Origin of the sequence: Vreelandella vilamensis (assembly GCF_031451755.1) — a bacterium.
Lineage (GTDB): Bacteria > Pseudomonadota > Gammaproteobacteria > Pseudomonadales > Halomonadaceae > Vreelandella > Vreelandella vilamensis.
Genome location: NZ_JARWAN010000001.1, coordinates 227,061 through 252,302, shown reverse-complemented (window position 1 = coordinate 252,302; position 25,242 = coordinate 227,061). Strand labels below are relative to the sequence as shown.

Sequence of the window (25,242 nt, the reverse complement as noted above, 5' to 3'; positions counted from 1 at the left end):
CACGGGGCTCAAACAAGGTCATGGTTCAAACAAGATCATGGTTCAAACCAAATCCCGGGGGATTTCTTCGTCCCAACTCTTAGAAAACACCCGGCTATCGCCTTCAAAGGCATCTAGGGTCGCGCGCAGGCGAAAGTTAGTGGCGTTGGACGTCATCAGGGTGCGAGTCACGCTGCGCACTTCCCAGTCGCCGCGTCGGAAACTGCGCTCCCACTCGGTCCAGCCGCTCAGGCTGTCGTAGTTACCGTAGGAATAAGTATAGCGTTCAACGACCCGTGACGAGAGTTCGAGGTCGATGTCATCGAGACGGAAGATGCCTTCGTCATTGATAACTTCGAGCGTGGTCTGATCATTGGCCAGGTCGCGTATCACGCGCCACGCCTCCTGGCTCGGCTGGATCAGGGTCACCGCAAGCGGCGGCGCTGCCTCCGGCGGGGCAAATGCTGGCAGTGCCGCTTCTTCCTGAGGCTGAGGCTCACGGTTAGGCAGGATCAACTGGCAGCTGGCGGGGTGCACGGTCAGCTTGACGGGCACTGGCGACGGCCATGCCAGCGGCCAGTAACTGGTAGAGAGCGAAAGCCGTATGGCGTGGCCCACAGGAAAGTTTTGCGCGATATGTTTAAGCAGTACGCGCACGCGATAACGCTTGCCAGGCTCGAGTGGCTGGGGAAACTCGTCACTGTCACGGTGCGTCAGGTTCAAAAGCCCATAGGTAATCCGGGTCGCCTTATCATCTTCCGCAATATTGCTGAGCCTAACCGCCACCATCGCCACCGGCTGATCGGCTTCGATGTCAAGTTCGACAACGGGCTGCCCGCAAATCTCGATGTCATGATCGAGTCGCGCCGTCTGGAAGATCAGTGAACCGCCGTCCTCGTCACGCTGATCATGCGGCAAATCCGGCGGCGCATTATAAGAACACCATTTACCGGCATACAGCCCGACCGACAGCGGCGAACGCACACTAAGCGGCACTTCATCTTCGTCTTCGCCGGAGACCTGCGCGGCGGGTTTGCGCCCGGTAGGCACAAGATCGTGACCGCTGGTGAGGCGAAAATGCGTTGGTTCGATTCGCGGCGAAGGCCAGCTGGGTTCAGCAATCCAGCGGCCCGGTCGTTCCTCATAACGGGCCGAGGGCGGGACCGAATCCTGCATCCATACCCGCAGCATCGGCTCGTCCATGATCCCCGTTTCCTTGCCCTTCAACCAATGATCCCACCAGCGCAGCGATTCCTGCAAAAAGCCGATGGCCGGGCCCGGAACGCCCAGGTGAGGATACTTGTGCGACCAAGGGCCCACCAGGCCCTTACGTGGCACGTCGAGCCCATCGAGCAACCGGAACACGGCATTGCAGTAACCATCGGCCCAGCCGCTAACGGCATAGACAGGACAACGAATACGTGAGAAATCCTCGCACACCGAACCGTGCTTCCAATAATCGTCACGGCGCTGATGCTGCAGCCAGGTCGCCAGCCATAGCCCACTTCCCTCAAGGCGCTCCCTCCACATTTCTCGCCAGCGCTCACCCACCAGCTGCGGATCGGGGGGGCAAGTATTGCCATCGAACATGGTCGAAGCCCACGACAGGTTATCGCCGAGCAAACACCCTCCCATGTGGTGAACATCATCGGCGTAGCGGTCGTCGGTGGAACACAGCGTGATAACAGCCTTCAGCTCCGGCGGCTGAAGGGCGGCGATCTGCAAGCCATTGAACCCGCCCCAAGAGATGCCGATCATGCCCACATCCCCGGTACACCAAGGTTGCTTACCTAGCCATTGCAGGATTTCAACGCCATCATCGAGTTCCTGTTGCAGGTATTCGTCGGTCAGCACGCCGTCGGACTCACCGCTGCCGCGCATGTCGACACGCACCCCGGCGTAACCGTGGCCGGCCCAATACGTATGTGTTTGAGCATCGCGCATCGCGGTCAGGTCGCGCTTGCGATAAGGCAGGTACTCAAGAATAGCCGGTACCGGGTCGCTCTCGGCATCCACCGGGCGCCAGATACGAATGGCCAACCGGCAGCCATCGGCCAGCGTAATCCAATCTTCCTCCTCCCGTACGTTGCGCGGGAAATCGCTGACGATATGCATGAATTGCTCCTTATGATGTAACGCAATGTTCTTCCGTAACGCGAATACGTCAGCCGACGATATTTTCGAACGCGAAATGGAGCTGTTCGGCAAGACGCGCGTAGTTCTCTTCCAGGGTGACGTCGTCGTTTGCCCCCATCCACAAGTAAGCCAGGGCGTAACTGTAGCTATCCTGCTCGGGTAGGGAGGATAAGCGCATGCCGGCCTCGACCTGGAGCGCGATCACAGTGCCGGGAAAGGCTTGCTGAAGCGTCTCAATCTCTTCGGCACTGGGGACCTGGCTGACGATGGCGTCGGTGAAGAAGACTCGATAGAAGAACTTCCCGGCGACCTTGAAGGCCCCTTGGCGATGCGGCATGTCGGGCCGTTGGCCTAGCGCCAGATTCACCGTTACCTGCTGATGGCTGACACCGTCGACTTTTTCGAAAATGTCACAATGCGACTGTGCCACGCGGGTATTGATCTCCAGCAGCCAGATGCGGTCCTGCACTTCATCCCAGAAGTACTCGATGTTGAAGGCCGCATTGTCATAACCGATATGGGTCATGATCTGACGCGTCAGCTCCTCCATCTTGGCCTGAATGGCCGCGGGGAGGCGGGACGGGTAGCGATAGCAGAAAAAACTCAGCACCTGCGGGTAACGAATCGAATCGACAATACCGTAAGGCACGACATCACCCTGGAACACATAGCCCTCGACCGTACATTGCCAGCCGCCGATAATCTCTTCCGCCATGCAGTGGCCGCCATCCACCGAGCGCACATCGTCAGGCAGGTTGGCGTGATCAAGCACGTAATTGAAAGGCTCTGAAATCGTCCCGATACCGTCGCACAGCCGTTCTACCGCATGGGCAAAATCTTCGGGGCTCTCGATGCGAAACCCCAGTCGTGAGCCTGAGGATTTGATGGGTTTGACGAAAAAGGGCATATAAAGCCCCGCTTCGCCTATACGCTGCAGCGCTTGTGGGTCGAAGGGATCAAAGGCAGTAAAACGGGGAATATAATCGGCCATGACCTCACGCTGAACGAGCCGGCTCCAGTACTTATGCTCGCATTTGAGCAGGCTTTCGAGACTGGTAGACGGCGTGCCGATTCGCTTGCAGAGCAGCGGCAGCATGGTCGAAACGGGAAAATCCATGTAGCCCACGATAGCGTCGATAGGCTCACCAAACGCTTTCAGCTGGGCTTCAGCGCGGAATAGCATGTCTTCGATAGGAAAAATTTCCGTATCATTGACTTCGGCTGGCTCGATCACGCCATGAAACCGATAGTTCTCAGCGCCACGCAAATGCTCCAGGCGTTGACGATTATGTTCATCCATTCCAACAACAAAAATATTCCGCACGCTCATGAACACCTCCCGGTATAAGCCCGGTTGCGTCAGCTATCACTACAAAAGCACAGCCCGCTAGGCGAGCCGCACATGAAGAAAAGCCGTTTATCGCAGTATAGCGGGTTATCGTGGCGGCGCTGGGCCAATATACAAGAGCGCATGCGTGCCGCTGCTCTACCGTGGAAACGCCAGTTGGCGAAAGGGCATGATTCATCTGGCGAGGGTGGTTTTCAGCTGTTATAAGTGAAACACGGGTTGCACATTACGGGTTACAACATTACCGGTTACAACATTGATTGCGCGATACGACATGGCCGCTACGGGTAATGTTGTAGCGCTCCCAGAAGCGTCGCTAGGCGGCGAAAGGAATATGGTCTCTCCCCTTTTCTCGGCATCCGGCCACCTTGTCGCCATCGGCGGTGCCGAGGACAAGACCTCCGATCTTGAGATTCTCAAGAAAGTGTTCTCGCTAGCCCCCGAGGGCAACCAAGAGGTCGCGGTCATTGCCACCGCGAGCAGCATCCCTGATGAAGTGCTACCCGACTACGAGGCGGCTTTTTCTCGCCTGGGCGCTAGTCGTATCCATTCGCTGGGCATCCGCGACCGCCAGGAAGCGGCCGATGCCAATACGGTACGCCTGATCGAACAAAGCGGCGTTATCTTTCTCACCGGCGGTGACCAGTTGCGCCTGACCCACGTGCTGGGCGGCTCGCCGGTACTGACGGCCATCCGCCAGCGCCTCGAAGACGGCGCCGTTGTGGCGGGCACCAGCGCAGGCGCGGCGGCCATGCCCTGCACCATGATCTACAACGGTGCTGCCGCCGACGCCCTGCGCAAAGGCGCCGTCAACATGACCTTTGGCCTGAGTTTTATCGATGACCTGATCATCGATAGCCACTTCCTTGAACGTGGGCGCTTCACTCGGCTGATGGAGGTTGGCGCCAGCAACCCGGAGCATCTAGGTGTCGGGTTGGGTGAGGATGCTGGGGTAATCATCCATCCTCACGGTATTCTCGAAGCCATCGGTACGGGGCATGTGATTCTCATTGATAGCCTCGACCTGGCGAGCTCAAACATCGCCGACCTTGAGATGGGTGAACCAGTGGCCGTCGAGCACATGATTCTCCATGCGCTGGTCAGCGGCAACGGCTTTGACGTCGAGGCCCGCCGCTACCTCGTTGCGGATGAGCTCCAGGCCATGCTCGCGGGGAGGGTTGGGCAGTGAAGATTCTTGAGCATCGGGCCTTGCGTGGCCCTAACTACTACAGCCGGTACCAGGCTATTTTCATGCGACTGGATATCGCTGAGCTCGAAGAGCGGCCGAGCGATCTTGTTCCCGGCATTGTCGAGCGGCTGACAACGCTGCTACCCACCCTGCAGGAACATCGCTGCTCGGTGGGGCGCCCTGGCGGCTTTCTGGAACGGCTTGAGCGCGGCACCTGGGCCGGTCATGTCGTCGAGCATGTCGCTATTGAGCTGCAAAACCTGATCGGGTTTTCGGTGGGCTACGGTAAGACGGTCGACTCCTACGAAACCGGCATCTACCACGTCATCTACCGTTACCGAGACGAAGCTTGCGGCTTAGTCGCTGGCGTTGAGTCGGTCGACCTTGTCGCGCGATTGTTCCACGGCGAGGCGGTCGACTTGCCCGCGATTGTTGAACGCCTAACGCAGGTGCGCGACGCAAACCTGCTCGGCCCTTCCACAGCGGCCATTGTCGAGGCCGCCACCCGGCGGGGTATTCCCCATGCCCGCTTGAGCGAGGAAAGCAGCTACCTCCAGTTCGGTCACGGCCATCGGCAGCAGCGTATTCAAGCGACGGTGACCGGGCGTACCGGCCTGATCGGCTACGGTATCGCCGACGACAAGGAATGGACCAAGCAGATACTCGGCGATGCCGGGATTCCGGTGCCGCGCGGGCAAGTGTGCAGCTCCTTCGACGAAGCGCTCGACGCCGTCCGCGACATCGGCTACCCCGTCGCAGTGAAGCCGGTTGTCGGCAACCATGGCCGCGGCGTGAGCACTAATATTGAAGACGACCAAGCGCTGAGTGATGCCTTCAATATTGCCTCCCGCCGCCATCCCTCCGTGATCGTTGAGCAGCATATCCGCGGCGAGGATCATCGCCTGCTGGTCATCAATGGCAAACTTGTGGCCGCCGCGCGACGTCGCCCGGCCCATGTTGTTGGCGATGGGCATGCAACGCTGCAAGCGCTGATCGACGAGGAAAATCGCGATCCGCGTCGCGGTATCGGCCACGAGAACCTGCTGACCCAGATCCAGCTGGACGAACAGTCGCACCGGCTAATAGCCGACCAGAACGTGACCTTGGCGAGTGTTATCGCGAAAGACAAAATCGTCTATCTGAAGTCCACCGCGAACCTCAGCACCGGCGGCACGGCCACGGACGTCACCGACAATATTCACCCGGAAGTGCGCTACGCCGCGGAGCGCATCGCGCGGCTGGTAGGGCTGGATATTATCGGCATCGACCTGCTGGCCGAGACCCTGACGCGGCCATTGGAAGAACAATCCGCCGCCGTGGTCGAGGTCAACGCCGGCCCTGGCTTTCGTATGCACCTCTCGCCCACCCACGGGGAAGGCCGCGATGTGGGTCATCACGTCATCGAGATGCTCTTTCCCGATAGCGAAGACACCGGGCGAATACCGATCGTCGCGGTCACCGGCACCAACGGCAAAACCACCACGGTGCGGTTGCTCTCGCACCTGCTGCGCCAGGCCGGACGCGGTGTCGGCATGGCCTGCACCGGGGCCATCGAAATCGACAACCACGTCATTTTGCGTGGCGACTATAGCGGCCCTCAAGCGGCCGCGATTGTGCTGAGCGAGCCGACGGTTGAGTGTGCCGTACTGGAAGTCGCCCGCGGTGGCATCATGCGCCGCGGCTTGGGTTTTGACGAGTGCGAAGTGGGAGTGCTGCTCAATATTGCCAGCGACCATCTGGGCGAGCATGACATCCATACGCTTGATGAACTGGCGCGCTGCAAGACGGTCGTCATCGATGCCGTTCGCCCAGGCGGAACGGCGGTGCTCAATGCCGACGACCCAAGAGTGCTGGAAGGTCAGCAGTGGGCTCGGGGCGATATTATCTTCTTCACGCTGGACCCCAATTCTCGCCCCGTCCGTCAGCATGTCCACGAACAGGGCGTTGCCTTTACCGTCCACAACGAACGTATCGTCATGCGCCAAGGCCATGTTGAGGCCGAGGTGATTTCGGTGGTGGACGTGCCGCTCACCTTTGAAGGCCATGCCCGCTTCAATATCGCCAATGCCCTAGCGGCCAGTGCCGCCGCCTATGCGCTAGGTTTGTCGATCCCTGACATCCAAATGGGCCTGCAGACTTTTCTTCCCACACCGGGTCAGAACCCCGGCCGTACCAACCTCATCGACGTCGACGGCATAAAGGTGCTAATCGACTACGGTCATAACGTGCCGGCGCTTGAAGCGCTGAGCGAACTGATCGGCGCCATCCCGGCTCGGCGCCGCATCAGCGTGGCCAGCGCGCCGGGCAACCGCCGCGACGAGGACTTATTCGCCCTGGGCACTCTGCTGGCCAGAGTGCACGACACCGTCTTCCTCTACGAGACTGACCCGCGCGGCCGAGTTATCGGCGAAGCCGCCGGCCTGCTTCGCGACGGCGCCGCGTCAGTGCCAAGCGCTTGCCGAGTGGAAGTCATTATAGAAGAACAGCAGGCTATCGACAGGGCCTTCGATGAGGCCAGCGAAGGCGACTTGCTGGTGTTACTGATCGATGACGTGGAAGGCACCATTGAACGTATCAGAGAGCGCCGCGCCCATTCAGCCACCGCCACAACGCCAAGCGGAGAGCTGCCATGATACCCACCAACCCCCGGAAAGACCCGCTACTGACCCTGCTACGGGTGGGCAGCATTTTCGCGCCGGAGCCTCTTGAAGCCACCGATATTTTGATCGCCGACGGCCGAATTGCCGCCTTGGGGCATGACCTCAAAATTCCCGCAGAGTGGCCGGTGCACGTCGTGGAAGCACGGCATCTCACCGCCGTGCCCGCCTTTATCGACCAGCACGTTCACGTCACCGGTGGCGGTGGCGAAGGCGGCTGCGGTAGCCGCTGCCCGGAAATCACCGCCCACGAGATCGCCTCAATTGGCATTGGCACGGTAGTGGGTGTGCTGGGCACCGACAGCATCAGCCGCTCCCCGGCCGACCTGCTGGCCAAGGTGCGTGGCCTCAAAGCCGACGGCATATCGGCTTATATGTACACCGGTGCCTATCGTGTCCCGCCGCCCACGCTAACCGGCGACCTGCAGCGTGACCTTGCCTGGATCCCTGAGGTGATCGGTCTGGGCGAAATCGCCATTTCGGACCATCGCTCCAGCCAACCGCGCCAGGATGAGATCGAACGCTTGGTCAGCGAGGTACGCGTCGGCGCCATGCTGGCTGGCAAGCGCGGTATCTGCCATTTTCACGTTGGCGACGGTCAGCGAGGGCTTGAGCCGCTGCGCCGCCTGCTCACGGAGACCGAAATTCCCGCTGAACAAGTCATTCCCACTCACGTAAACCGCCATCGTGAACTGCTCAAGGAGGCTGCCGACTACGCGTTGGCCTTCAACGCCAACGTGGACGTGACCGCGTTCGACGACGCCGACGAAGACGATTTGAGCGGCTTTGGCGCGGTATCGCGGTTGCTCCGCCGCGGTGTCCCGGTCGAGCGCCTCACCATGAGTTCCGATTGCAACGGCAGCCTGCCGAAGTTCGACGACAAGGGCGCCTATACCGGCATGCGGGTGGCGAGCAACGCCACCCTGATCGCGGACTGGCAACGCCTGGTTCGCGAAGAGGTGTTACCGCTGGAGCAAGCGCTAGATCTGATATCGGGAAACGTGGCCCGGGTGCTCGGTTTACACGGAAGCAAAGGACGCTTGGCGATCGGCTTTGACGCCGATGTGACGCTGCTTGATAGCCAACTTATACCGCAGCAGACGTTCGTGGCGGGGAAATGTCTCTACGACGTGAACCACACGGAACGCTGACCATCTTGAAAACAGCCGCTCTACCGCCATACTAAGGGGAGGTTCAATGCGCGGCCTGCGAGCCGCGCATTCCTTTTTTCATGCATCCACCTCCGGGGCAGAGCACTATGGGAATCCTTTGCAAACCGTTTCAACGGCGGGCTATTTGGCAGTTGACGTCGCTGATGGCGCTGGTTTTGCTACTCAGTGGCTGTGGGGTTAACAATATCCCCACTTACGATGAGAGAGTCACCGCCGCCTGGTCCCAAGTGGAAAACCAGTACCAGCGCCGCGCCGACCTGATTCCCAACCTCGTGGAAACCGTTAAGGGCTTCGCGGCCCAGGAACAGGAAACCCTGACCGCGGTGATTGAAGCGCGCTCCAAGGCCACGTCGATTCAAGTGGATGAGAGCATTCTTAATAACCCTGAGAAGCTGCAGCAGTTCCAGCAAGCCCAAGGTGAGCTAAGCAGCGCCCTGAGCCGCCTGATGGCCGTGTCCGAACGTTACCCGGACCTGAAGTCGAACCAGAACTTTCTGGCGTTGCAGTCACAGCTTGAAGGCACAGAGAACCGAATTGCCGTCGCGCGCCGGGATTTCATTCAGGCGGTGGAACGCTACAACACCGAACTACGCACCTTTCCGGGTAAAATTTGGCACAGCCTGTTGTATAGCGATCTGGAGCCCCGTGCCAACTTCGAAGCCACCACGGAAAATGCCGACGACGCTCCAGCGGTGGACTTCTGATGGCTATCTTGATTCGCAAAAGCCTGCTGCTGACGTTCCTACTTTTGCTCCCAGTCACCGGCTGGGCCCAGTCAACGCCAGCATTTCCCGAACTGACTGGTCGAGTGGTCGACCAGGCAGAGATGCTCTCTCCCGAAGTGGAAACGCGCCTGACCCAGATGCTTGAAGCCCACGAAGATGCCAGCACCGAACAGGTGGTGGTGGTCACCTTGCCGAATCTGCAGGGTTATCCGATTGAGGATTTCGGCTATCAATTGGGCCGGCACTGGGGGATTGGTCAGGAAGACGAGGATAACGGCGCCCTGCTGATCGTGGCCGAGGAAGAGCGAGCTATCCGCATCGAAGTCGGCTATGGCCTTGAAGGCCGACTCACCGACGCCCAATCATCCATTATCATCAATCAGGCGATCAGCCCTGCTTTCCGCCAAGGCGATTTTGAGGCCGGTATCGTCAACGGCACCGCCGCCATGATCAAAGTCCTCGGCGGCGAGCCCATGGCGGTTCCCGAAGGTCAGCCATCCCGCTCAGCCCAAGAAAAACCCCATGCAGGCCTTGTGGGGCTGTTCTTCTTGATCATGATGGGCGTCGTGTTTTTTATCGGCAGTCGCGGCGGCCGTGGTGCGCGCGGAGGCGCTGCCCTCGTCGGCGCAGCTCTGCTCGGCGCTGCCATGGGCGGCCGTGGCGGCGGCGGTGGCAGTGGCGGCGGTTTTGGCGGCGGCGGTGGCGGCTTCGGCGGTGGCGGTGCCTCCGGTGGTTGGTAACGCCGCAAGGGTATCCGCACACGCTGAGTCTTCACACCTGACAATGAGAAACACACCATCATGACATTACTAAGCAAAAACGATCAGGAAGCCGTTACCGCCGCCATTAACGAGGTGGAACGGGAAACCGACGCCGAATTGGTCACCGTGCTGACGGCCCAGTCTGATAACTACAGTTATATCCCCCTGCTCTGGGCCGGCATCCTGGCGTTGCTGTTGCCAGGTATTGCCAATTATGTCGGCAACTGGTTCGGTGCCGATATCTTGTTGTTAGTGCAGTGGGGCACGTTCGTCCTACTCAGCCTGCTGTTCCGGATGCCGAGCATCAACACCCGCCTGATTCCCCAGCAGGTACGTTACTGGCGCGCCTCCAACATGGCGCGGCGGCAGTTCCTTGCGCAGCGTCTGCACCATACCGACGGCGGCACCGGCATGCTGATCTTTGTCTCGGAAGCGGAACGTTATGTAGAGATTCTGGTGGATCAGGGCATTGCCGATGTTCTGGACAACAAGGTGTGGGAAGACATTGTGGCGGACTTTACCGCCAAGGTGCATCAGGGCGAGACCCGGCAGGGTTTTCTTGACTGCATTGCGGCCTGTGGCAAGCTTTTGAAAGAGCACGTGCCCGCCACCCACGAGCGCAACGAACTGTCCAATCACTTGGTGATTTTGGAGTAACCGAAGCGTCGTAACCTGCTCAAGAGTCACCGAAAAGAGTCACGCACGGTAATGCCGTTGAGTACTGTATTGAAAATCGGCAGAGTCGAGGATGCCAGGGGTAAAATCCGCGAAGCTCCGCTCAGACACTGGGCCTGAGCGAAAGCCATGGTCATGGAAAAATGACCCCCCGGAAGATGGCCCTTAGAAAAAGCCGAGCGGGTTGATGTCGTAGCTGACCAGCAGGTTCTTGGTTTGCTGGTAGTGTTCGAGCGCCACTTTGTGGGTTTCGCGGCCCACGCCGGATTTCTTATAGCCCCCGAACGCCGCATGGGCGGGGTACTGATGGTAACAGTTGGTCCAGACACGCCCTGCCTGAATGCCACGTCCCATGCGGAAGGCCACATTCATATCGCGGCTCCACACCCCAGCTCCCAGGCCGAACTCGGTATCGTTGGCAATCGCCAGCGCTTCCTCTTCGTCTTTGAACGTGGTCACCGCCACCACCGGGCCAAAAATTTCTTCCTGGAAAACCCGCATCTTATTGTTGCCTTTGAGCAACGTTGGCTGGATGTAGTAACCATTATTGATCGAGTCGTCCAAGGCTTCCTTACCACCGCCAGCGAGGAACTCGGCACCCTCTTCACGCGCAATATCCATGTAGGACATGATTTTGTCGTACTGCTCCTGCGACGCCTGAGCCCCCACCTGAACATCAGTATCCAACGGGTTGCCGCGCTTGATGCTCAAGGTGCGCTCGATCACCTTGGCCATGAAGTCGTCGTACATTGACTCCTGAATCAGTGCCCGCGAGGGGCAGGTGCACACTTCGCCCTGGTTGAAAAACGCCAGCACTAGACCTTCCACGGCCTTGTCGATGAATTGTGGCTCGGCATTCATGATGTCGGCGAAGTAAATATTGGGTGATTTACCACCCAGCTCCACGGTAGAGGGTATGATGTTCTCGGCGGCGCACTTGAGAATGTGCGAGCCCACCGGGGTAGAGCCGGTGAAGGCAATCTTGGCAATACGCTTGCTGGTGGCTAGCGCCTGCCCTGCTTCAGCGCCAAAGCCGTTGACGATATTGAGCACGCCAGGGGGCAAAAGATCACCCACCAGTTCGGCCAGCTTGAGGATCGACGCCGGTGTTTGCTCAGCAGGCTTAAGTACCACGCAGTTACCGGCAGCAAGCGCTGGCGCGAGTTTCCATACCGCCATAAGGATGGGGAAGTTCCAGGGAATAATCTGGCCCACGACGCCCAGCGGCTCGTGAAAATGGTAGGCCACGGTATTGGCATCAATATCCGCCGCGGTCCCTTCCTGAGCGCGGATACAACCTGCAAAGTAGCGGAAGTGGTCGACCGCTAGGGGTAAATCAGCATTGAGGGTTTCGCGAACCGCTTTGCCGTTGTCCCAGGTTTCCGCCACGGCGAGCATTTCCAGGTTCTGCTCCATGCGATCAGCGATCTTGAGCAGAATATTGCTGCGCTCCCCAGCGGAAGTTTTCCCCCAGGCCGGAGCCGCTTGATGTGCGGCATCCAATGCCTTATCGATATCTTCGGCACTGGAACGGGGAATCTCACAGAAAACCTTGCCGTTGACGGGGCTAATGTTGTCAAAGTACTGGCCTTTTACCGGCGCGACAAATTCGCCGCCGATATAATTACCGTAACGCTTTTCGAACGAGACGACGGAACCGGATTGACCGGGATTGGTATAGATCATGGCAATGCTCCTGAGTATTATCATTATTGGATGAGGTGCTACACCAGTGTTGGTTAGATAAGCGCGTGGCGACATACCTCAATGGGAGGAAATGCCCTCGTCCCTTGGTAGGAGGCAAACATGTATACCCTGATGGTGGCGGATGACCATCCGCTGTTTCGAGATGCGATAAGCGCAGTGATAACCACTGGGTTGCCCGGTAGTCACTTGCTGGAAGCCGCGAGCCTTGCCCAGGCAGTGGCGCTGGCTGAGGACAATCAGGCGCTGGATTTACTGCTTCTGGATCTCGGCCTTCCCGATGCCGAAGGCTTAAGCGGCCTGGAGACCCTTCGCCAGCGGCTTCCCGGTTTGGCGGTGGTAATCGTTTCCGCCCAGCAAGAGCGCGGACTGGTACTGGATGCCATCACGATGGGAGCCGTGGGATACATTCCAAAATCAACGCCACGCCAGGAGCTACTCGCCGCCATCGGTCAAATACTTGAAGGCCAGGTCTACTTGCCGCCGGATATCATGCGCCAACCAGCCAAGACGCCATGCGAGTCGGCCGTACCGTCACCCGATACCCTGTTGCGCCAGCGTTTGGCCTACCTGACGGCCAAGCAACTGGATGTACTCAGCTGCATGACGACCGGCATCTCCAACAAGCTGATTGCACGTGAATTGAACATTGCCGAAACCACCGTCAAGACACATGTCTCCGCTATCTTGCGTAAACTCGACGCTGCCAGCCGGGTTCAGGCGATTGTCATGGCGGCTGAGGCGGATCTCAACGGCTACATGCGGCAGCGGCACCAGGATGAAGGCCGCCGTCAAACCTCTGGGGTAGAATAAAGCCGAGACACGCGCTAGGCGAAGCGCTCTTCCAATAGGTTCGTTAGTAACATACGCAGCCGCAACGGTTTCAATGGTTTGAGCAAGCAATTCATGTCTAGCTCGCGCGCATGGCGTTTGAGCTCGGCATCATGATTCGCGGTAATCACCACCACTGGCAGAGCCGGGTAACATCGCCTCAGACGCAAGGCAAGCGCCACCCCATCCTCTCCCGCATTACCCAGATGATAGTCCACCAATAGCACGGCCGGTTCTTCACCATCACTCGCCGCTTCCAAAGCGCTTAACGAAGCAGCCGTTCTCACACGACACCCCCAGCCTCTCAGTAGCGCTTGCATCCCTTCGAGAATCGCCGGATCGTCGTCGATCACCCAGACAACCGCCCCTTGCAACGGCCCTTGCCCAACTTGAGCGGCATCCACGGTGAGTTCCGACGAGCGCTGAGCAAGCTGGCCGTAGGGCACCTTAATGGAAAAAATCGCCCCTTGCCCTGAGAGCGATTTCAATAAAACTGAGTGATCAAGCATCGTGCTGATGCGATCCACGATAGCTAACCCCAAGCCTAGCCCGCGGCTATGTGATTCATGGCTCGGTTGAGCACGGCGAAACTCCAGAAAAATCGCCTTTTGCTGAAGCTCAGGAATACCTGGGCCGGTATCTCCCACCATGATTTCAAGCCCATCAGCCCGCCGCCGACACCCCAAAAGCAGATGGCCCTGCTCGGTATAACGCACGGCATTACTGAGGAAGTTGCGAATCACCCGCGCCAGCAAAGTAAAATCGGAAGACACGACCACGCTTGAAGGAACGTAGTTCAACGTCAAGCCGCGAACCCCCGCTACCTGACGGTATTCCTCGGCCAAAGCATCGAGTAAGCCATTGACCTGAAAGGGCGCAATATCCGCCTTGAGAATCCCCGCATCCAGGCGCGACATATCCACCAGGGTGCCCAACAGCGCCTCGACATCCTTGAGCGAACGGCCGATATGCCCCACGAGTTGCGCCGAATCCTGTGGCAGGCGGTGCTCTTCCAGGGCGCTGGCAAATAACCTTGCCGCATTTAGGGGTTGCAAAAGGTCATGCGTGACAGCGGCAAGAAACTTGGTCTTGGAAAGGTTGGCGGCCTCGGCGTCCGCCTTGGCCTCGTGTAGCTGTGAATTGGCCTGGCCCAATTCATCCAGGGTGCGATGCAAAGCTTCCGTACGCTCACGCACTTGTTCCGCCAACAACACGGCATGTTCGAAGGCGGCATAAGGCGCGCCGTTAGCGGCGCCTCCCGATTCCACCCGCTCCATCAAAGCATGGCAAATACGCCGTAGCCGCCGGTTTTCCTCCGCCAACGCTTGCTCGGAAGGTGTCTCGGGAACAATGTCTGGGCTATTGCGTAAGAGATCCAAAAGCCACCCCGGTAAAGGTTTGGTTGACGTGCATGCCGTGATGCTGTTCGCCGTAGGTATTGAACCCCACCACGCGGGAACGCTTCAACAATTGCGACGCCTGGCCCAGTTCTCCCAGCCCCTCAAGCTCCAGACGTCTCAAGAAGCAGTCACAGCCGATCACCAAACTGGGTACGCCCAACCGTTGATGCAGAGCATCAAGCATGTGATGCAAGTCATGCAATAAAGGAGCGGGTCGCATGGCGGTGAGCACGATGCCATTTTCCACCGCACAGTAAAAACTCAGGCTGGCATCCTCGTTGACCCGCTGTATGGAGCGAATATAGTGCTGATCGCCCAACCGTACCGCCATGGGGTGGCGAGCAAACACCCTCGGCTCTAGCGCCGCTTTGGGTACGCCGACCATTTCCGCGTAAGCATCGGCGGCGGGCATGGCATTGAGTTCCAGCACGCGCCGGCTTTCACGATCCGCGTGCGTCACGACCAGCTTATGCTCAAGCGGCAGTAAATGATGGGTGGAAAAAACCTCAAACGGTAACGGCGTGTTGATCATTATCACCACGGCGGCGCGGGCGTAAAAATGCCCTTGAGCATACACATGGGTGTGCGCCAAGCGGTTATCGTCTCCTGCCGAGCCACCAAAGCTGGGGATACGTCCCAAGGCGGCATCCAGAGTCGCCAATACCTGCTCTTCACTGCTGGAAAGGCCATCTAACAACGTCAGGGCAAAACTATGCTCATTGATCGACGCAAGTGACCGAGCGCGGCAATTCTCCAGCAACTGCTCCACCAAGCGCTGAGCACGCAAAAGATCAAAACGCTCCAAGTCCTCGACCAAGGCGTAATCCACCGCAAAATAACGCCGATCAAAACCGATGGCGACCACGCACCCCCGATCATAACCGTGCGGTGTGATTTCTCCTGCCGTGGTGCAACCGCTAACCTTTACAGCGGCAAATGCCGATTCCAGTGCGCCCCCCAACGCTGCAAGGGGGTATTCAGCACTACAGAAAAACAGCACGAAACCCAGTTCCTCATGCTTGAGGTGTCTAGCTAACTCTTCAGCGGCACATTCCGGGTCGTGGCTACGACTGGCTGCCGTAAGAACCGGCGCAGTCGTTGCAGAAGTGGCAGCTGAAATATCCAATAGTGGCTCCCGTCGTAGAAGACTGGTTCCTTGACATAAGTGGGTTTACCCACCCATGTCACTTTCACACACAACCCGGAACCAGCCAAGGGCGCCCCATCCAGTATGATCAACCCCATTTCGCTAGGCAGCGCCCGGGCCACCTGCAGTAGATGACGATAAACGCCCTCGCGTACGCAGCATTCCTAGATCGCCCCCGGGCAGCCCCTGCTTGGCATAGACAGGGAAGACCTTAACCGGCGTTGGAGCAAGGCTCAGCGGCATCAGTGGCTCGTCCGTGCCTTGAATAGGAATGCGGCTGACTACCGGCCAATCCGGTTCCGGCATTATGGGGCTAGAAATAGCTAAAGCACGTCATCGTCACTGCCGGTGCGAACGCTTTCCAGTTCGCCGCTGATCGGCGAGACATCGACCGCCACTTGGATTGGCGCACAGCATTGGTGGCAGTCTTCCCAGGTGATATGGCTACCCTGAGAGGTGTCGATTAGAAAGGTCAAAGGGCTGTCGCAATAGGGACAGTGAAAGTCGTAAGGAACCAGCGCTTCATCGTGCATGTTGCCCCCCTTTTACTGCCATGACTTGGTTACGTCCTGCCGCCTTAGCCTGATAAAGCGCTAAATCGACACGCTTTATCACTTGTAGCATAAGCTCATCATGGTGTGCCTCAATCACGCCGAAACTGGCCGAGATTTTTTGCCCTACCACAGGAAACTCTGTTGCGACGATCGCCTCGCGTAGCTTTTCCGCAAGCTGACGGGCTTGGAAAATCGCCGTTTCGGGCACCAGCACAATAAATTCTTCTCCACCCCAGCGGGCACACAGATCGGTCATGCGCAAGTTTTCCCGCAACACATTGGCCAAGTGAACCAGCACTTGATCGCCGACGTCGTGGCCGTGGGTGTCGTTAATCGGTTTAAAATGGTCGATATCGAGCATGATCAGCGACAACGGGCGCTGGTAACGTTGGGAACGCGCCATTTCCAACTCCAGACGCCGATCAAAGCTCAGGCGGTTGGCTAACCCTGTCAGGATATCGGTATTGGCGAGGCGTTCAAGTTCCTGCTCATGCTTTACCCGCTGAGTGATGTCTTTACCCACGGAGAGATAGCGGAAAATACGCCCCTGCTTATCTTTGATGGGGCTAATCGTTTGCTCAATATAGCGGTGCGCACCATCGCGTGTTTGGTCCAAAAACGTATCGCGAAAGGTCCCACCGTTTATCAGGGTATTCCACATGTTGCGATAAAATTTGGCCGAATGATGCCCCGATTTGAGCAGCCGAGGGTTTTGCCCGATTACCGCGTCGCGCGTGTAACCCGTATAGCGTTCAAACGCCCGGTTGACGTATTCGATATCACCCGTCGCGTCGGTGATCGTCACACTATCCGATGACATCTCCAGCACACTGGACAACAGCTGCCTTTGCCGCTGATCTTCTACCGAGGAGGTAATATCCCGCTGGATCGACACGAAATGGGTAATAGTCCCCGTCTCATTGCGTACCGGCGAGAGGTTCCACTCCACGTCATAGGGAGAACCGTCTTTGCGGTAGTTCACCGTGATGGCATCAAAAGATTCCCCGGCGTTCAGCGACTCTCGCAGGCGATCGAGTGTTTCACGGTCGGTCTTTGGCCCCTGCAACAAACGCGGCGTGGCACCCAGCAACTCTTCCCGGGTATAACCGCTCATGCACGTCATGGCCGCATTAACGTAGATAATAGTGGGCCCGGGAAGGTCAAGGTCGGCCGTGGTGATCACCACAGCATTGAACGAGTGCTCCATCGCGGTTTCCAGTAACCGCAGGTAATCGATGTCTTGCATAACGCTCTCTGACGTTGTTAGACCGCTACGGTCTCTCGCCACCCTATGACAACAGGGTTAACGGATGAATAGGGGGTTATAGCGAGCTCCCATCGCGTTACTGTTTAACGTCAATATGAAGCTGTTTGCTTTTAGGTAAAGCCGCTGCAAAAGATATCGGGCATGGCTTCAAGCGGCCCCGGCCGGGCTAATAGAAAGCCTTGCACGTAGGCGCAGTGTTGCTCACTTAAAAAGGCCAACTGATCCCGCGTTTCCACGCCTTCAGCCACGACATGCAGCTTGAGCGTTTTGGCCAGCACGATCACCGACTCCGTGATGGCCGCATCCTCGGCGTCGTGGGGTAAGTCACCGACGAAGGCGCGATCAAGCTTTAATGTGTTAACCGGGAAGCGCTTGAGATAACTTAATGACGAATAGCCGGTGCCAAAATCGTCAATGGCCAGTTCCACGCCGAGATCGCGCAGGGCCCGCATGGTCTCAATCGCGCTTTCAACGTCATCCATTACCATGCTTTCGGTAATTTCCAGCTCCACCTTTTCGGGCGGGATAGCGCTTGCCTCAATGGCGTCGCGCACCGCGTCAAGAAGGCCTGGCTGGCGAAACTGGCGAGCAGACAAGTTAATGGCAATGCCTGGCACATAGCCAAGCTGCTGTCCCAACGTCATGGTATCCATACAGGCGCGGCGCAAGACCCACGCGCCTAGCGGCACGATCAGGTTAGTTTCCTCGGCGAGGGGAATGAAGTCGGCGGGTGACACCATTTTATCGCCCTGCGGCCAGCGAATGAGCGCTTCCATGCTGGTAAAACGATGGGTGGTGACATCAAGCTTGGGCTGGTAATAAAGCGTGAAAGCCTCTTCCGCCACGGCCCGACGCAACTCACTTTCCAGGCGCAAACGGGCGGCACTATTTTGATTCATGCGCTCAGAGAAAAAGCGAAGCTCGCCGCCGCCCTCTGCCTTGGCCCAGGTCAGCGCGGTTTCTGCTGACCGCACCAGCGCATCAACGCTCGCGGCATTATCGGGAAAAATGCTAATGCCAATACTGGCCTGGAGAAAAATATCGTCGAGCGTTTCCGAGCCCGCTTGCAACGTGAAGGGCGCGCTTATTGCGTCAAGGATACGCAACGCCGCGAGCGTGGCATTCTCAGGCGTTTTCAGGTTATTGAGAATCACGGCAAAATCGTCCCCACCCGTGCGCGAGACAACGTCGGGGTCACGTTCAGGCGCATACGGTTGACGTGCGACGAGATCGGTACGGCGCACCGCGACAGCGAGGCGTTCGGCAACCTCCACCAGCAGTTGATCCCCCACGGGAAAGCCGAAAAAATCGTTGACCTGCTTGAATCGGTCCAGGTTAATCAACATGACGCCCACACACGTTTGTTGCCGGCGGGCAATCTCGAATTCGTGCTGGAGGCGGTGGCGAAACAAAGAACGGTTGGGCAGTTGCGTGAGCGAATCGTAATACTGTAGCCGCTCAATTTCTGCTTCTGACGCTTTTTGCTGCGAAAGGTCGTAAAACATCGCCACGAAATTGCGTGTTTTCCCCGCTTCGTCCACTAACCGATCAATGCTCAACAACTTGGGAAAGATACTGCCATCCTCGTGGCGATCCCAGATCTCGCCCTCCCAATGCCGGTCTTGATCCAACGCGGCCCACATCTCGCGATAGAATTGAGACCCGTGTCGGCCAGACTTAGAGATCGAGGGTTTTTTGCCCATCACATGCGATAGCTTGAAGCCGCTCATCTTTTCGTAGGCGGGATTAACATAAAGAATGCGGTTATCCGCATCCGTGATCACCACCGCATGAGAAACGCGCTCAACCACGCGGTTGACCAACTCCAGTTGCTCAATCGTCTGCTGGTGGCGTTTGATTTCTTGCGCTAGCGCTGCCGCGTTGGGGGTGGTGTCTCTTTTTGAACCCACTGCGTCCATGACGTCCTCTTCTTGCCACTTATTACTCTCTATTTCTTGCCAGGATGCTCGTGCTTTCCCGTTAAATAGCCACACCAATGGGCCTAACGTTAGGCGTAAATAAACGAGGAAAAAGCATCAAAGACAAACACGTACCATGTTGGAAAAAGCCCCAAGAGCAGCGTGGCTTCTTGACTATTCGTCAGGTTCCACTCACTTCACGACAATAATTGCCCGCATCTTATACCACTCTTGTAACTGAAGACAGTGCTATGGATATAGATACATCATCTAAAAACGTGGGGCATGATAGAAAATGATGGCCTTTTCACAGGCGGCAACGTGCCACAAGACGCCATAAGCAACTCATTTCCCAGTGGTTAGCGCTTCAAAACAGAAACATGCAATACCGCTGTGCACCACGAGACGCCGCCGACTTGCGCCAAGCAAAACATGTACTCCACTTGACTTAAGTCAAATAGAGAATTTTCTAGTAGTTCTTTTTAGGTAACACTCTCTTACGTTAAGGCATCATTGTGTAAGCTATTTGCATTATTTAGCAATTATTGTCTCGCTTAGGTGTACGTCTACGACATGTTTACCCAGTTAGCGAACGCTAAACCCGCAAAACTCACTCTTCTGCCTGTTACACCACTAAAGCCCTTTGGAAAAAAGCCATGCGAAACGATTAAGCATAAATTATGATTTTATTGTACAAGGCCTGTACGGTTGGTAATATACTCACATAACGAAAGACATCATAAATGGGAATGGGAACAGGAACACTGACATGTGGAAATTTTCGCGTTTAAAAGTGCGCAATCGTCTAATGATAGGGTTTGGGGCACTTCTGGTTATTTTTAGTGCACTCACGGTTGTCGGCATTGACCGTGTCAACACGATTGACCAGCGGTTGTACATGATCAATGACATTAACGGGCAGATGATGCGCCACGCGATTAACTTTCGCGGCAGTGTGCATGACCGGGCGATTGCATTGCGCGACATTACCCTGGTGAATGACACCCAAGAGGTTAACGAACTGGTAGAACTTCATGACCGTCTGGCGAACAATTATCGCCAAGCTGAAAACAGCCTGAACGCCATGTTCGAGAACTATCCCGAGACCATTACCGAGCGCGAGCAAGAAATGCTCGCCAACATTGATAGCATTGCCCAGCGCGGCCGCGATTTTGCTCAAGAGATTATTAACGAGCGCCGTGATGGAGACTTCATTTCCGCCCGTGAAATAGCGGTTGGCGAAGGCGGTGATACGTTTGCCGAGTGGCTCGATGCCATCAATGTTTTCATCGACTACCAAGAGGCGGAAAGCGCCGCAGACACCACCGTCGCCCGTAGCGTCGCCGATAACTTTAGCCGCCTGATGATCACCCTAACCGTGATCGCCTTAGTATTAGGCATTGGGATTGCCGTGTTTATTTCTCGCCAACTGGTCAAAGAGCTTGGCGCAGAGCCGAAAGAAGTGCGCGCCTTTGCGCAAGCCGTGGGACAAGGCGATCTTACCGCCAAACCCCACGTCGCCGAAGGGGACACCAGCAGCATTATGGCCACGTTGTCCGGCATGGCTAACCAATTACGCGATCTTGTGACCCAGGTGCAGCATTCAGCAAGTACCGTGGCGAGCAGAAGCCAGCTAATCGCGGAAAACAACAACGGCATGGCCTCCAGCATGGAGCAGCAGGCAAGTGCGCTTGCCGAAACCGCTTCCGCCATGGAGGAGCTACACAGCACCGTTGAGCAAAACGCAGATAACTCGCAACAGGCAAGCAAAGAAGCGAACGGCGCGACGACAACGGCTAGGCGCGGCGGTGAATCTGTCAATCAGGTCACGGAAACCATGAAAGCCCTGAGCGAAAGCTCACAGGAAATTGCCGGCATTATTTCCACCATTGACTCGATTGCCTTCCAGACGAATATTCTTGCGCTTAATGCCTCTGTTGAGGCAGCGCGGGCGGGCGAACACGGGCGTGGGTTTGCGGTGGTTGCCCAAGAAGTCCGCAAGCTTGCCCAGCGCAGTGCCGAAGCCGCGAGCGAGATTACCTCGCGCATTACCAGCAACCTTGAACGCGTCAAGGATGGTGATAAACAGGCAGAAGAGGCCAGCCAAGCCACGGAAGAAATTATCGACGCCATTGAGCGTGTCACCAGCATCATGCAGGAAATCAGTAACGCCAGTGCAGAGCAGAGTAAAGGGGTTGGCGAGGTTAACGATGCCGTCACCGACATGGACCGCGTCACGCAACGCAATGCGCTTAATATTCAAGAAGGTGCCCAGTCCGCAACACAGCTTCAAGACCACGCAGACGACCTATTGAGCGCAGTGGAAAGGTTCAAACTTCCTGAAGACCGTCAGGCCCCTGCTCTCCCCGTAAGCTAAGGCGCCTACCCCTCTCGGCGGGTCAAGGCGAGGTTATCGCCGCCCTTATCACTACCGTTTCACAGGATAGTGGTAAGGGCGGATTTTTGTTGTCGATCACCCCCATAATGCTTAAGGTTTAACCTGTTAGCACCACGCCATTAGGACGCGGTTAAAAGGAAATCCCATGATACGTGACATGCGCCAGCACTGGCGTTTCTCCTTCTGGTTTCTGACACTGATCTCATGCTTACTGTGGCCCGCCACCACGCTGTTGGCTTCTCAGGAGGGCACGGAGGAAAAAACGGCGCGTGTGGGCTTTGCTCAAGACACACTCGCCAATGATTGGCGGCTACAGCAGGTAAAAGACGTCGAGGCCGAGCTGGCATACTATCCCGAGATCGAGTTTGTCTATACTAACGCCAACGAAAGTGTGGCCCAGCAAGCGTTGCATATTCGTCAGCTCGCCGGTGACGTTGATGTGCTAGTGGTCAGCCCCCGCGTTAAATCGGTGCTAAGCCAGGTGATTGCTGACGTCCATGACGCCGGCGTGCCCGTCATACTGGTCGACCGAGGTATCGACGGCCCTCATTACACCAGCTTTATCAGACCCAACAATACTGCCATCGGCCGTGCCGCGGCCCAGCATCTCGTCAATGCCTTAGACGCCTCCGGCACGGTGTTGATGTTGGAAGGCGTCGCGGGTGCCAGCGTTACACAACAGCGCGCCCAAGGCTTTACGGATGTGATGAAGCGCCACCCTAATATCCATATAGTGGCCAGAACGGGAAATTTCTTACGTGCAGATGCACTGCGCGCGGTGCAACACGTGATTGAGGATGGCATCACTTTCGATGCCATTTTTGCGCAAAGTGACAGCATGGCCACCGGCGCGCGTATGGCCATGGTCGAGGCGGGCCTCGACCTCTCGCACATCCCCATTATCGGTATCGATTACATAGAAGAAGCGAAAGCCGCCATTTTAGACGGTACGCAGTCGGTGAGTTTCACTTACCCAACAGGCGGCAAAGAAGCGGCGGAACTGGCCGTGCGCCTGCTGCGCGGCGAATCGGTACCGAAAAACGTCATACTGCCTTCCGTTAAAGTCACCATCGACAACGTCAAAGACGTGGAGGCGCTCTTTTGATACGCCTCAATTCCCTCGCCTTTAAGTTACCGGCGTTTGTGTTGGTGGCAGTGGTCGCCTCCCTTTTGCTCAGCGCTTACTTGATTGACCAAAAAATGATGAGCTACCACCGACAATCCGCGATCGAGTTGATCGATGAAAGCGCCGCACGGATCAAAGACAGGCTGTGGCAGGCAGAAACAGCCCTCTTTGAGGAAGGCCAGCGGCTGTTACAAAACGAGAACTTGCGTGCCACCTTAGCACTGGTCAACCAATTCCAAACGGTGGAAGACTATCAGTCCTTTGTGTTTGACCCTGAAAAACAACAAACGGCAGAACACTTACTCAACACGGTACAAAACGCCACGGCATCGCATGCTTTTCTGTTTGACCGTCACAATGCGCTGATCAGCTATGCCAAACAAGAAGACGGCCATGCGGAATCTGGCTTTGTCAGCTATGAAAACGCCCAGCCTAAACTCGTGACCCACCGCGTCAATAGCGAGGCGCCCACGCTGCGTTACCCTCAAGAGATAGCCCCCTGGCAACCACAGCAAGTGTTAAATGAACGCTATTATTTTGTCGATAACACGCCTTTTCTGGTTAAGTCGTATCGCAACTTTGGGGATCAAAACGCCGTTGGCACCCTTATCATTGCCAGCCGACTGACCCACGAGACATTCCGCACCATTTTGCCCGGTAACGTTCAAGCGTATCTTTACCACCCAGGGCAGAACACTTTCATGGACGCGGGCCAGGCAGTAAAGGCCACACAGAAAGACGCCTCAACGCGCTGGCAACAAGACGACAGTGGCTTTTGGCGGCGTATTACCGTCGCCAACACCCATACCGATGGCCTTAGTTTTATGCTGCACTACCCAACCGAAAGCTACCGCCTTGAACAGCAAGCCACCCGCGAAGGGGTGCTTTTTGCGGTGGCTATCACCGCATTATTGATCCTACCGCTGAGTTTTTGGCTGGTGCGCCGCTTTATGGTGGCCCCGCTTAACCAACTGATGCATGGCGTCGACCGTATCAGCCATGGCGACAAACGCCCGATGACAGATCGCTTCCCCAGCAATGAGCTAGGCCAGCTGGCCGATGCCGTTAACGCGATGTCCTCAACGCTTAAACGCCGGGATACGCGTCTGACCCGCTATGCGCATGAAATGGAGCGTTTAGGTTATGTCATGACGCACCATTTTCAAGAGCCTTCACGGCGTTTAATGCTCTTTTCCGGGCAGCTTCAAGCATCAAAAACCTGCCAGGGCGAAGACCGCCAGACCGCTGACTTTATTCATCAACAGTCAACGCGTCTTTCAGCACTGGTCGATGGCGCGCGGCGTTACCTGGAGCTATTGCGGACACCACCGCGCCTTGAATCGATTAACCTGAATAGCGTAATGAAAGAGGTGCTAAACGAGCCCACCATGCAGGAACGCATGAACGCATTACGTGCTGACATCCACGTGGCCACCCTGCCCAACGTACAGGCGGATGCTCAGCATATCCGATTACTCTTTCATCACATGCTGGATAACGCCCTTTGCTATCGCCACCCAGAACGTTTACCTTTTATTCACATTTGGTCAATAGAAGATACCCAAACGCATAAGGTATACATACAAGATAACGGCGTTGGGATGGTGGCCGAGCATCATCCACAAGCGTTTTCACTGTTTGGGCGCCTGGTCACGAGCGATGATTACCCCGGTATTGGCTTGGGGTTAACCCTGGCCCGCCAAATCATGCGCCAACTGGAGGGGGATATTACCGTCGAAACCAGTGGCCCCGGCGGGTCCGTCTTTCTTTTACTGTTTCCCAAGGATACGCACCATGAGTCAGGCACATAGCGTGCTATTGGTCGAAGACGATCAGGCGGATGCCTACATCACGAAAAAAGTATTTCGCGATATTGCCGAGGATATCGCCCTTTCGCATACGGAAACCGGTGAAAGTGCCATGGAGTGGCTAGCGACGCACCAGTCACAGAACGCGCTGCCCGATCTTATCCTGCTGGATCTCAACATGCCGCGGATGGATGGCTTTACCTTTCTTGAAAAGGCCAAAGGGCAAGCGGCGTTGCGTTCGATTCCGGTGGTGGTATTGACCACCTCGGCATCGCAAGGGGACGTGGATCGCGCCTACGCGCTCGGGGCCGCAGGCTATGTCGTTAAGCCCAACAGCATTGATGACTTTACCCACTACATGCAGCGGTTGGTCAGCTACTGGTTCAGTCTGGTAAAGCGGCCCGATTAGGGCAAAGGCTAGGGCAAAGGCTTTCATAGGTTAAGAT

General features: G+C 56.9%; 20 protein-coding genes. 12 read left to right on the top strand and 8 right to left on the bottom strand.

The window, feature by feature from the left end:
* Positions 1-42 precede the first annotated feature (42 nt).
* Both QC823_RS01105 and QC823_RS01100 read right to left on the bottom strand, forming a co-directional pair.
* Positions 43-2,094: a CocE/NonD family hydrolase gene (locus tag QC823_RS01105; RefSeq protein WP_309654511.1), complete on the bottom strand. Its 2,052-nt coding sequence runs from the start codon at positions 2,092-2,094 to the stop codon at positions 43-45.
* A 49-nt stretch (positions 2,095-2,143) separates the two neighbouring features.
* Positions 2,144-3,445, bottom strand: a complete 1,302-nt coding sequence (locus QC823_RS01100) for an ATP-grasp domain-containing protein (protein ID WP_309654510.1) — start codon at positions 3,443-3,445, stop codon at positions 2,144-2,146.
* A 72-nt stretch (positions 3,446-3,517) separates the two neighbouring features.
* Between QC823_RS01100 and QC823_RS01095 the strand changes: the two genes are divergently transcribed.
* The 7 genes from QC823_RS01095 (at position 3,518) to QC823_RS01065 (ending at position 10,624) form a co-directional block, all read left to right on the top strand.
* On the top strand, positions 3,518-3,670 hold the full coding sequence (locus QC823_RS01095) for a hypothetical protein (protein WP_309654509.1): 153 nt from the start codon (positions 3,518-3,520) through the stop codon (positions 3,668-3,670).
* 127 nt (positions 3,671-3,797) lie between these two features.
* Positions 3,798-4,652 (top strand): cyanophycinase, encoded by an 855-nt coding sequence (locus QC823_RS01090; RefSeq protein WP_309654508.1) that lies wholly within the window; start codon positions 3,798-3,800, stop codon positions 4,650-4,652.
* Positions 4,649-7,285 carry a cyanophycin synthetase gene (gene cphA / locus QC823_RS01085; protein WP_309654507.1) on the top strand — a complete coding sequence of 879 codons (2,637 nt, stop codon included), beginning with the start codon at positions 4,649-4,651 and terminating at the stop codon, positions 7,283-7,285. Before QC823_RS01090 ends, cphA begins: the two co-directional genes overlap by 4 nt.
* Positions 7,282-8,460 (top strand): beta-aspartyl-peptidase, encoded by a 1,179-nt coding sequence (gene iadA / locus QC823_RS01080; RefSeq protein WP_309654506.1) that lies wholly within the window; start codon positions 7,282-7,284, stop codon positions 8,458-8,460. Before cphA ends, iadA begins: the two co-directional genes overlap by 4 nt.
* Before the next feature lie 164 nt (positions 8,461-8,624).
* Positions 8,625-9,185, top strand: coding sequence for a LemA family protein (locus tag QC823_RS01075; RefSeq protein ID WP_422823546.1), 561 nt, complete (start codon positions 8,625-8,627; stop codon positions 9,183-9,185).
* The gene (locus tag QC823_RS01070; RefSeq protein WP_309654504.1) at positions 9,185-9,946 is read left to right on the top strand and encodes a TPM domain-containing protein; all 762 of its coding nucleotides are present in this window, start codon (positions 9,185-9,187) and stop codon (positions 9,944-9,946) included. The genes QC823_RS01075 and QC823_RS01070 overlap by 1 nt, the downstream gene beginning before the upstream one ends.
* Positions 9,947-10,006: 60 nt before the next feature.
* Complete coding sequence (locus QC823_RS01065) at positions 10,007-10,624, top strand: TPM domain-containing protein (protein WP_309654503.1); 618 nt, start codon at positions 10,007-10,009, stop codon at positions 10,622-10,624.
* Positions 10,625-10,807: 183 nt separating this feature from the next.
* On the opposite strand, the gene exaC is transcribed toward QC823_RS01065, so the two are convergent.
* Complete coding sequence (gene exaC, locus QC823_RS01060; RefSeq protein WP_309654502.1) at positions 10,808-12,328, bottom strand: acetaldehyde dehydrogenase ExaC; 1,521 nt, start codon at positions 12,326-12,328, stop codon at positions 10,808-10,810.
* A 120-nt stretch (positions 12,329-12,448) separates the two neighbouring features.
* Between exaC and QC823_RS01055 the strand changes: the two genes are divergently transcribed.
* On the top strand, positions 12,449-13,159 hold the full coding sequence (locus QC823_RS01055) for a response regulator transcription factor (protein WP_309654501.1): 711 nt from the start codon (positions 12,449-12,451) through the stop codon (positions 13,157-13,159).
* 14 nt (positions 13,160-13,173) lie between these two features.
* Here QC823_RS01055 and QC823_RS01050 read toward each other — a convergent pair whose 3' ends face one another.
* The 5 genes from QC823_RS01050 to QC823_RS01030 form a co-directional block, all read right to left on the bottom strand.
* Positions 13,174-14,556 carry an ATP-binding response regulator gene (locus tag QC823_RS01050; RefSeq protein ID WP_309654500.1) on the bottom strand — a complete coding sequence of 461 codons (1,383 nt, stop codon included), beginning with the start codon at positions 14,554-14,556 and terminating at the stop codon, positions 13,174-13,176.
* Entirely contained in the window at positions 14,537-15,703 is a 1,167-nt protein-coding gene (gene nosP, locus QC823_RS01045; protein WP_309654499.1) for a nitric oxide-sensing protein NosP, read from the bottom strand. Before nosP ends, QC823_RS01050 begins: the two co-directional genes overlap by 20 nt.
* 344 nt (positions 15,704-16,047) lie before the next feature.
* A complete protein-coding gene (locus QC823_RS01040; protein WP_309654498.1) occupies positions 16,048-16,257 on the bottom strand; it encodes a zinc ribbon domain-containing protein in 210 nt (69 codons plus the stop codon).
* Complete coding sequence (locus tag QC823_RS01035) at positions 16,247-17,524, bottom strand: sensor domain-containing diguanylate cyclase (protein WP_309654497.1); 1,278 nt, start codon at positions 17,522-17,524, stop codon at positions 16,247-16,249. Before QC823_RS01035 ends, QC823_RS01040 begins: the two co-directional genes overlap by 11 nt.
* 131 nt (positions 17,525-17,655) lie before the next feature.
* Positions 17,656-19,464, bottom strand: a complete 1,809-nt coding sequence (locus tag QC823_RS01030; RefSeq protein WP_309654496.1) for a putative bifunctional diguanylate cyclase/phosphodiesterase — start codon at positions 19,462-19,464, stop codon at positions 17,656-17,658.
* A 769-nt stretch (positions 19,465-20,233) separates the two neighbouring features.
* Here QC823_RS01030 and QC823_RS01025 point away from each other — a divergent pair.
* The 4 genes from QC823_RS01025 (at position 20,234) to QC823_RS01010 (ending at position 25,205) form a co-directional block, all read left to right on the top strand.
* On the top strand, positions 20,234-21,841 hold the full coding sequence (locus QC823_RS01025; protein ID WP_309654495.1) for a methyl-accepting chemotaxis protein: 1,608 nt from the start codon (positions 20,234-20,236) through the stop codon (positions 21,839-21,841).
* Between the two features lie 166 nt (positions 21,842-22,007).
* Positions 22,008-22,967 (top strand): substrate-binding domain-containing protein, encoded by a 960-nt coding sequence (locus tag QC823_RS01020; protein ID WP_309654494.1) that lies wholly within the window; start codon positions 22,008-22,010, stop codon positions 22,965-22,967.
* Positions 22,964-24,799 carry a sensor histidine kinase gene (locus QC823_RS01015; RefSeq protein ID WP_309654493.1) on the top strand — a complete coding sequence of 612 codons (1,836 nt, stop codon included), beginning with the start codon at positions 22,964-22,966 and terminating at the stop codon, positions 24,797-24,799. Before QC823_RS01020 ends, QC823_RS01015 begins: the two co-directional genes overlap by 4 nt.
* Complete coding sequence (locus tag QC823_RS01010) at positions 24,783-25,205, top strand: response regulator (RefSeq protein WP_309654492.1); 423 nt, start codon at positions 24,783-24,785, stop codon at positions 25,203-25,205. The genes QC823_RS01015 and QC823_RS01010 overlap by 17 nt, the downstream gene beginning before the upstream one ends.
* The last annotated feature ends 37 nt before the right edge of the window (positions 25,206-25,242 follow it).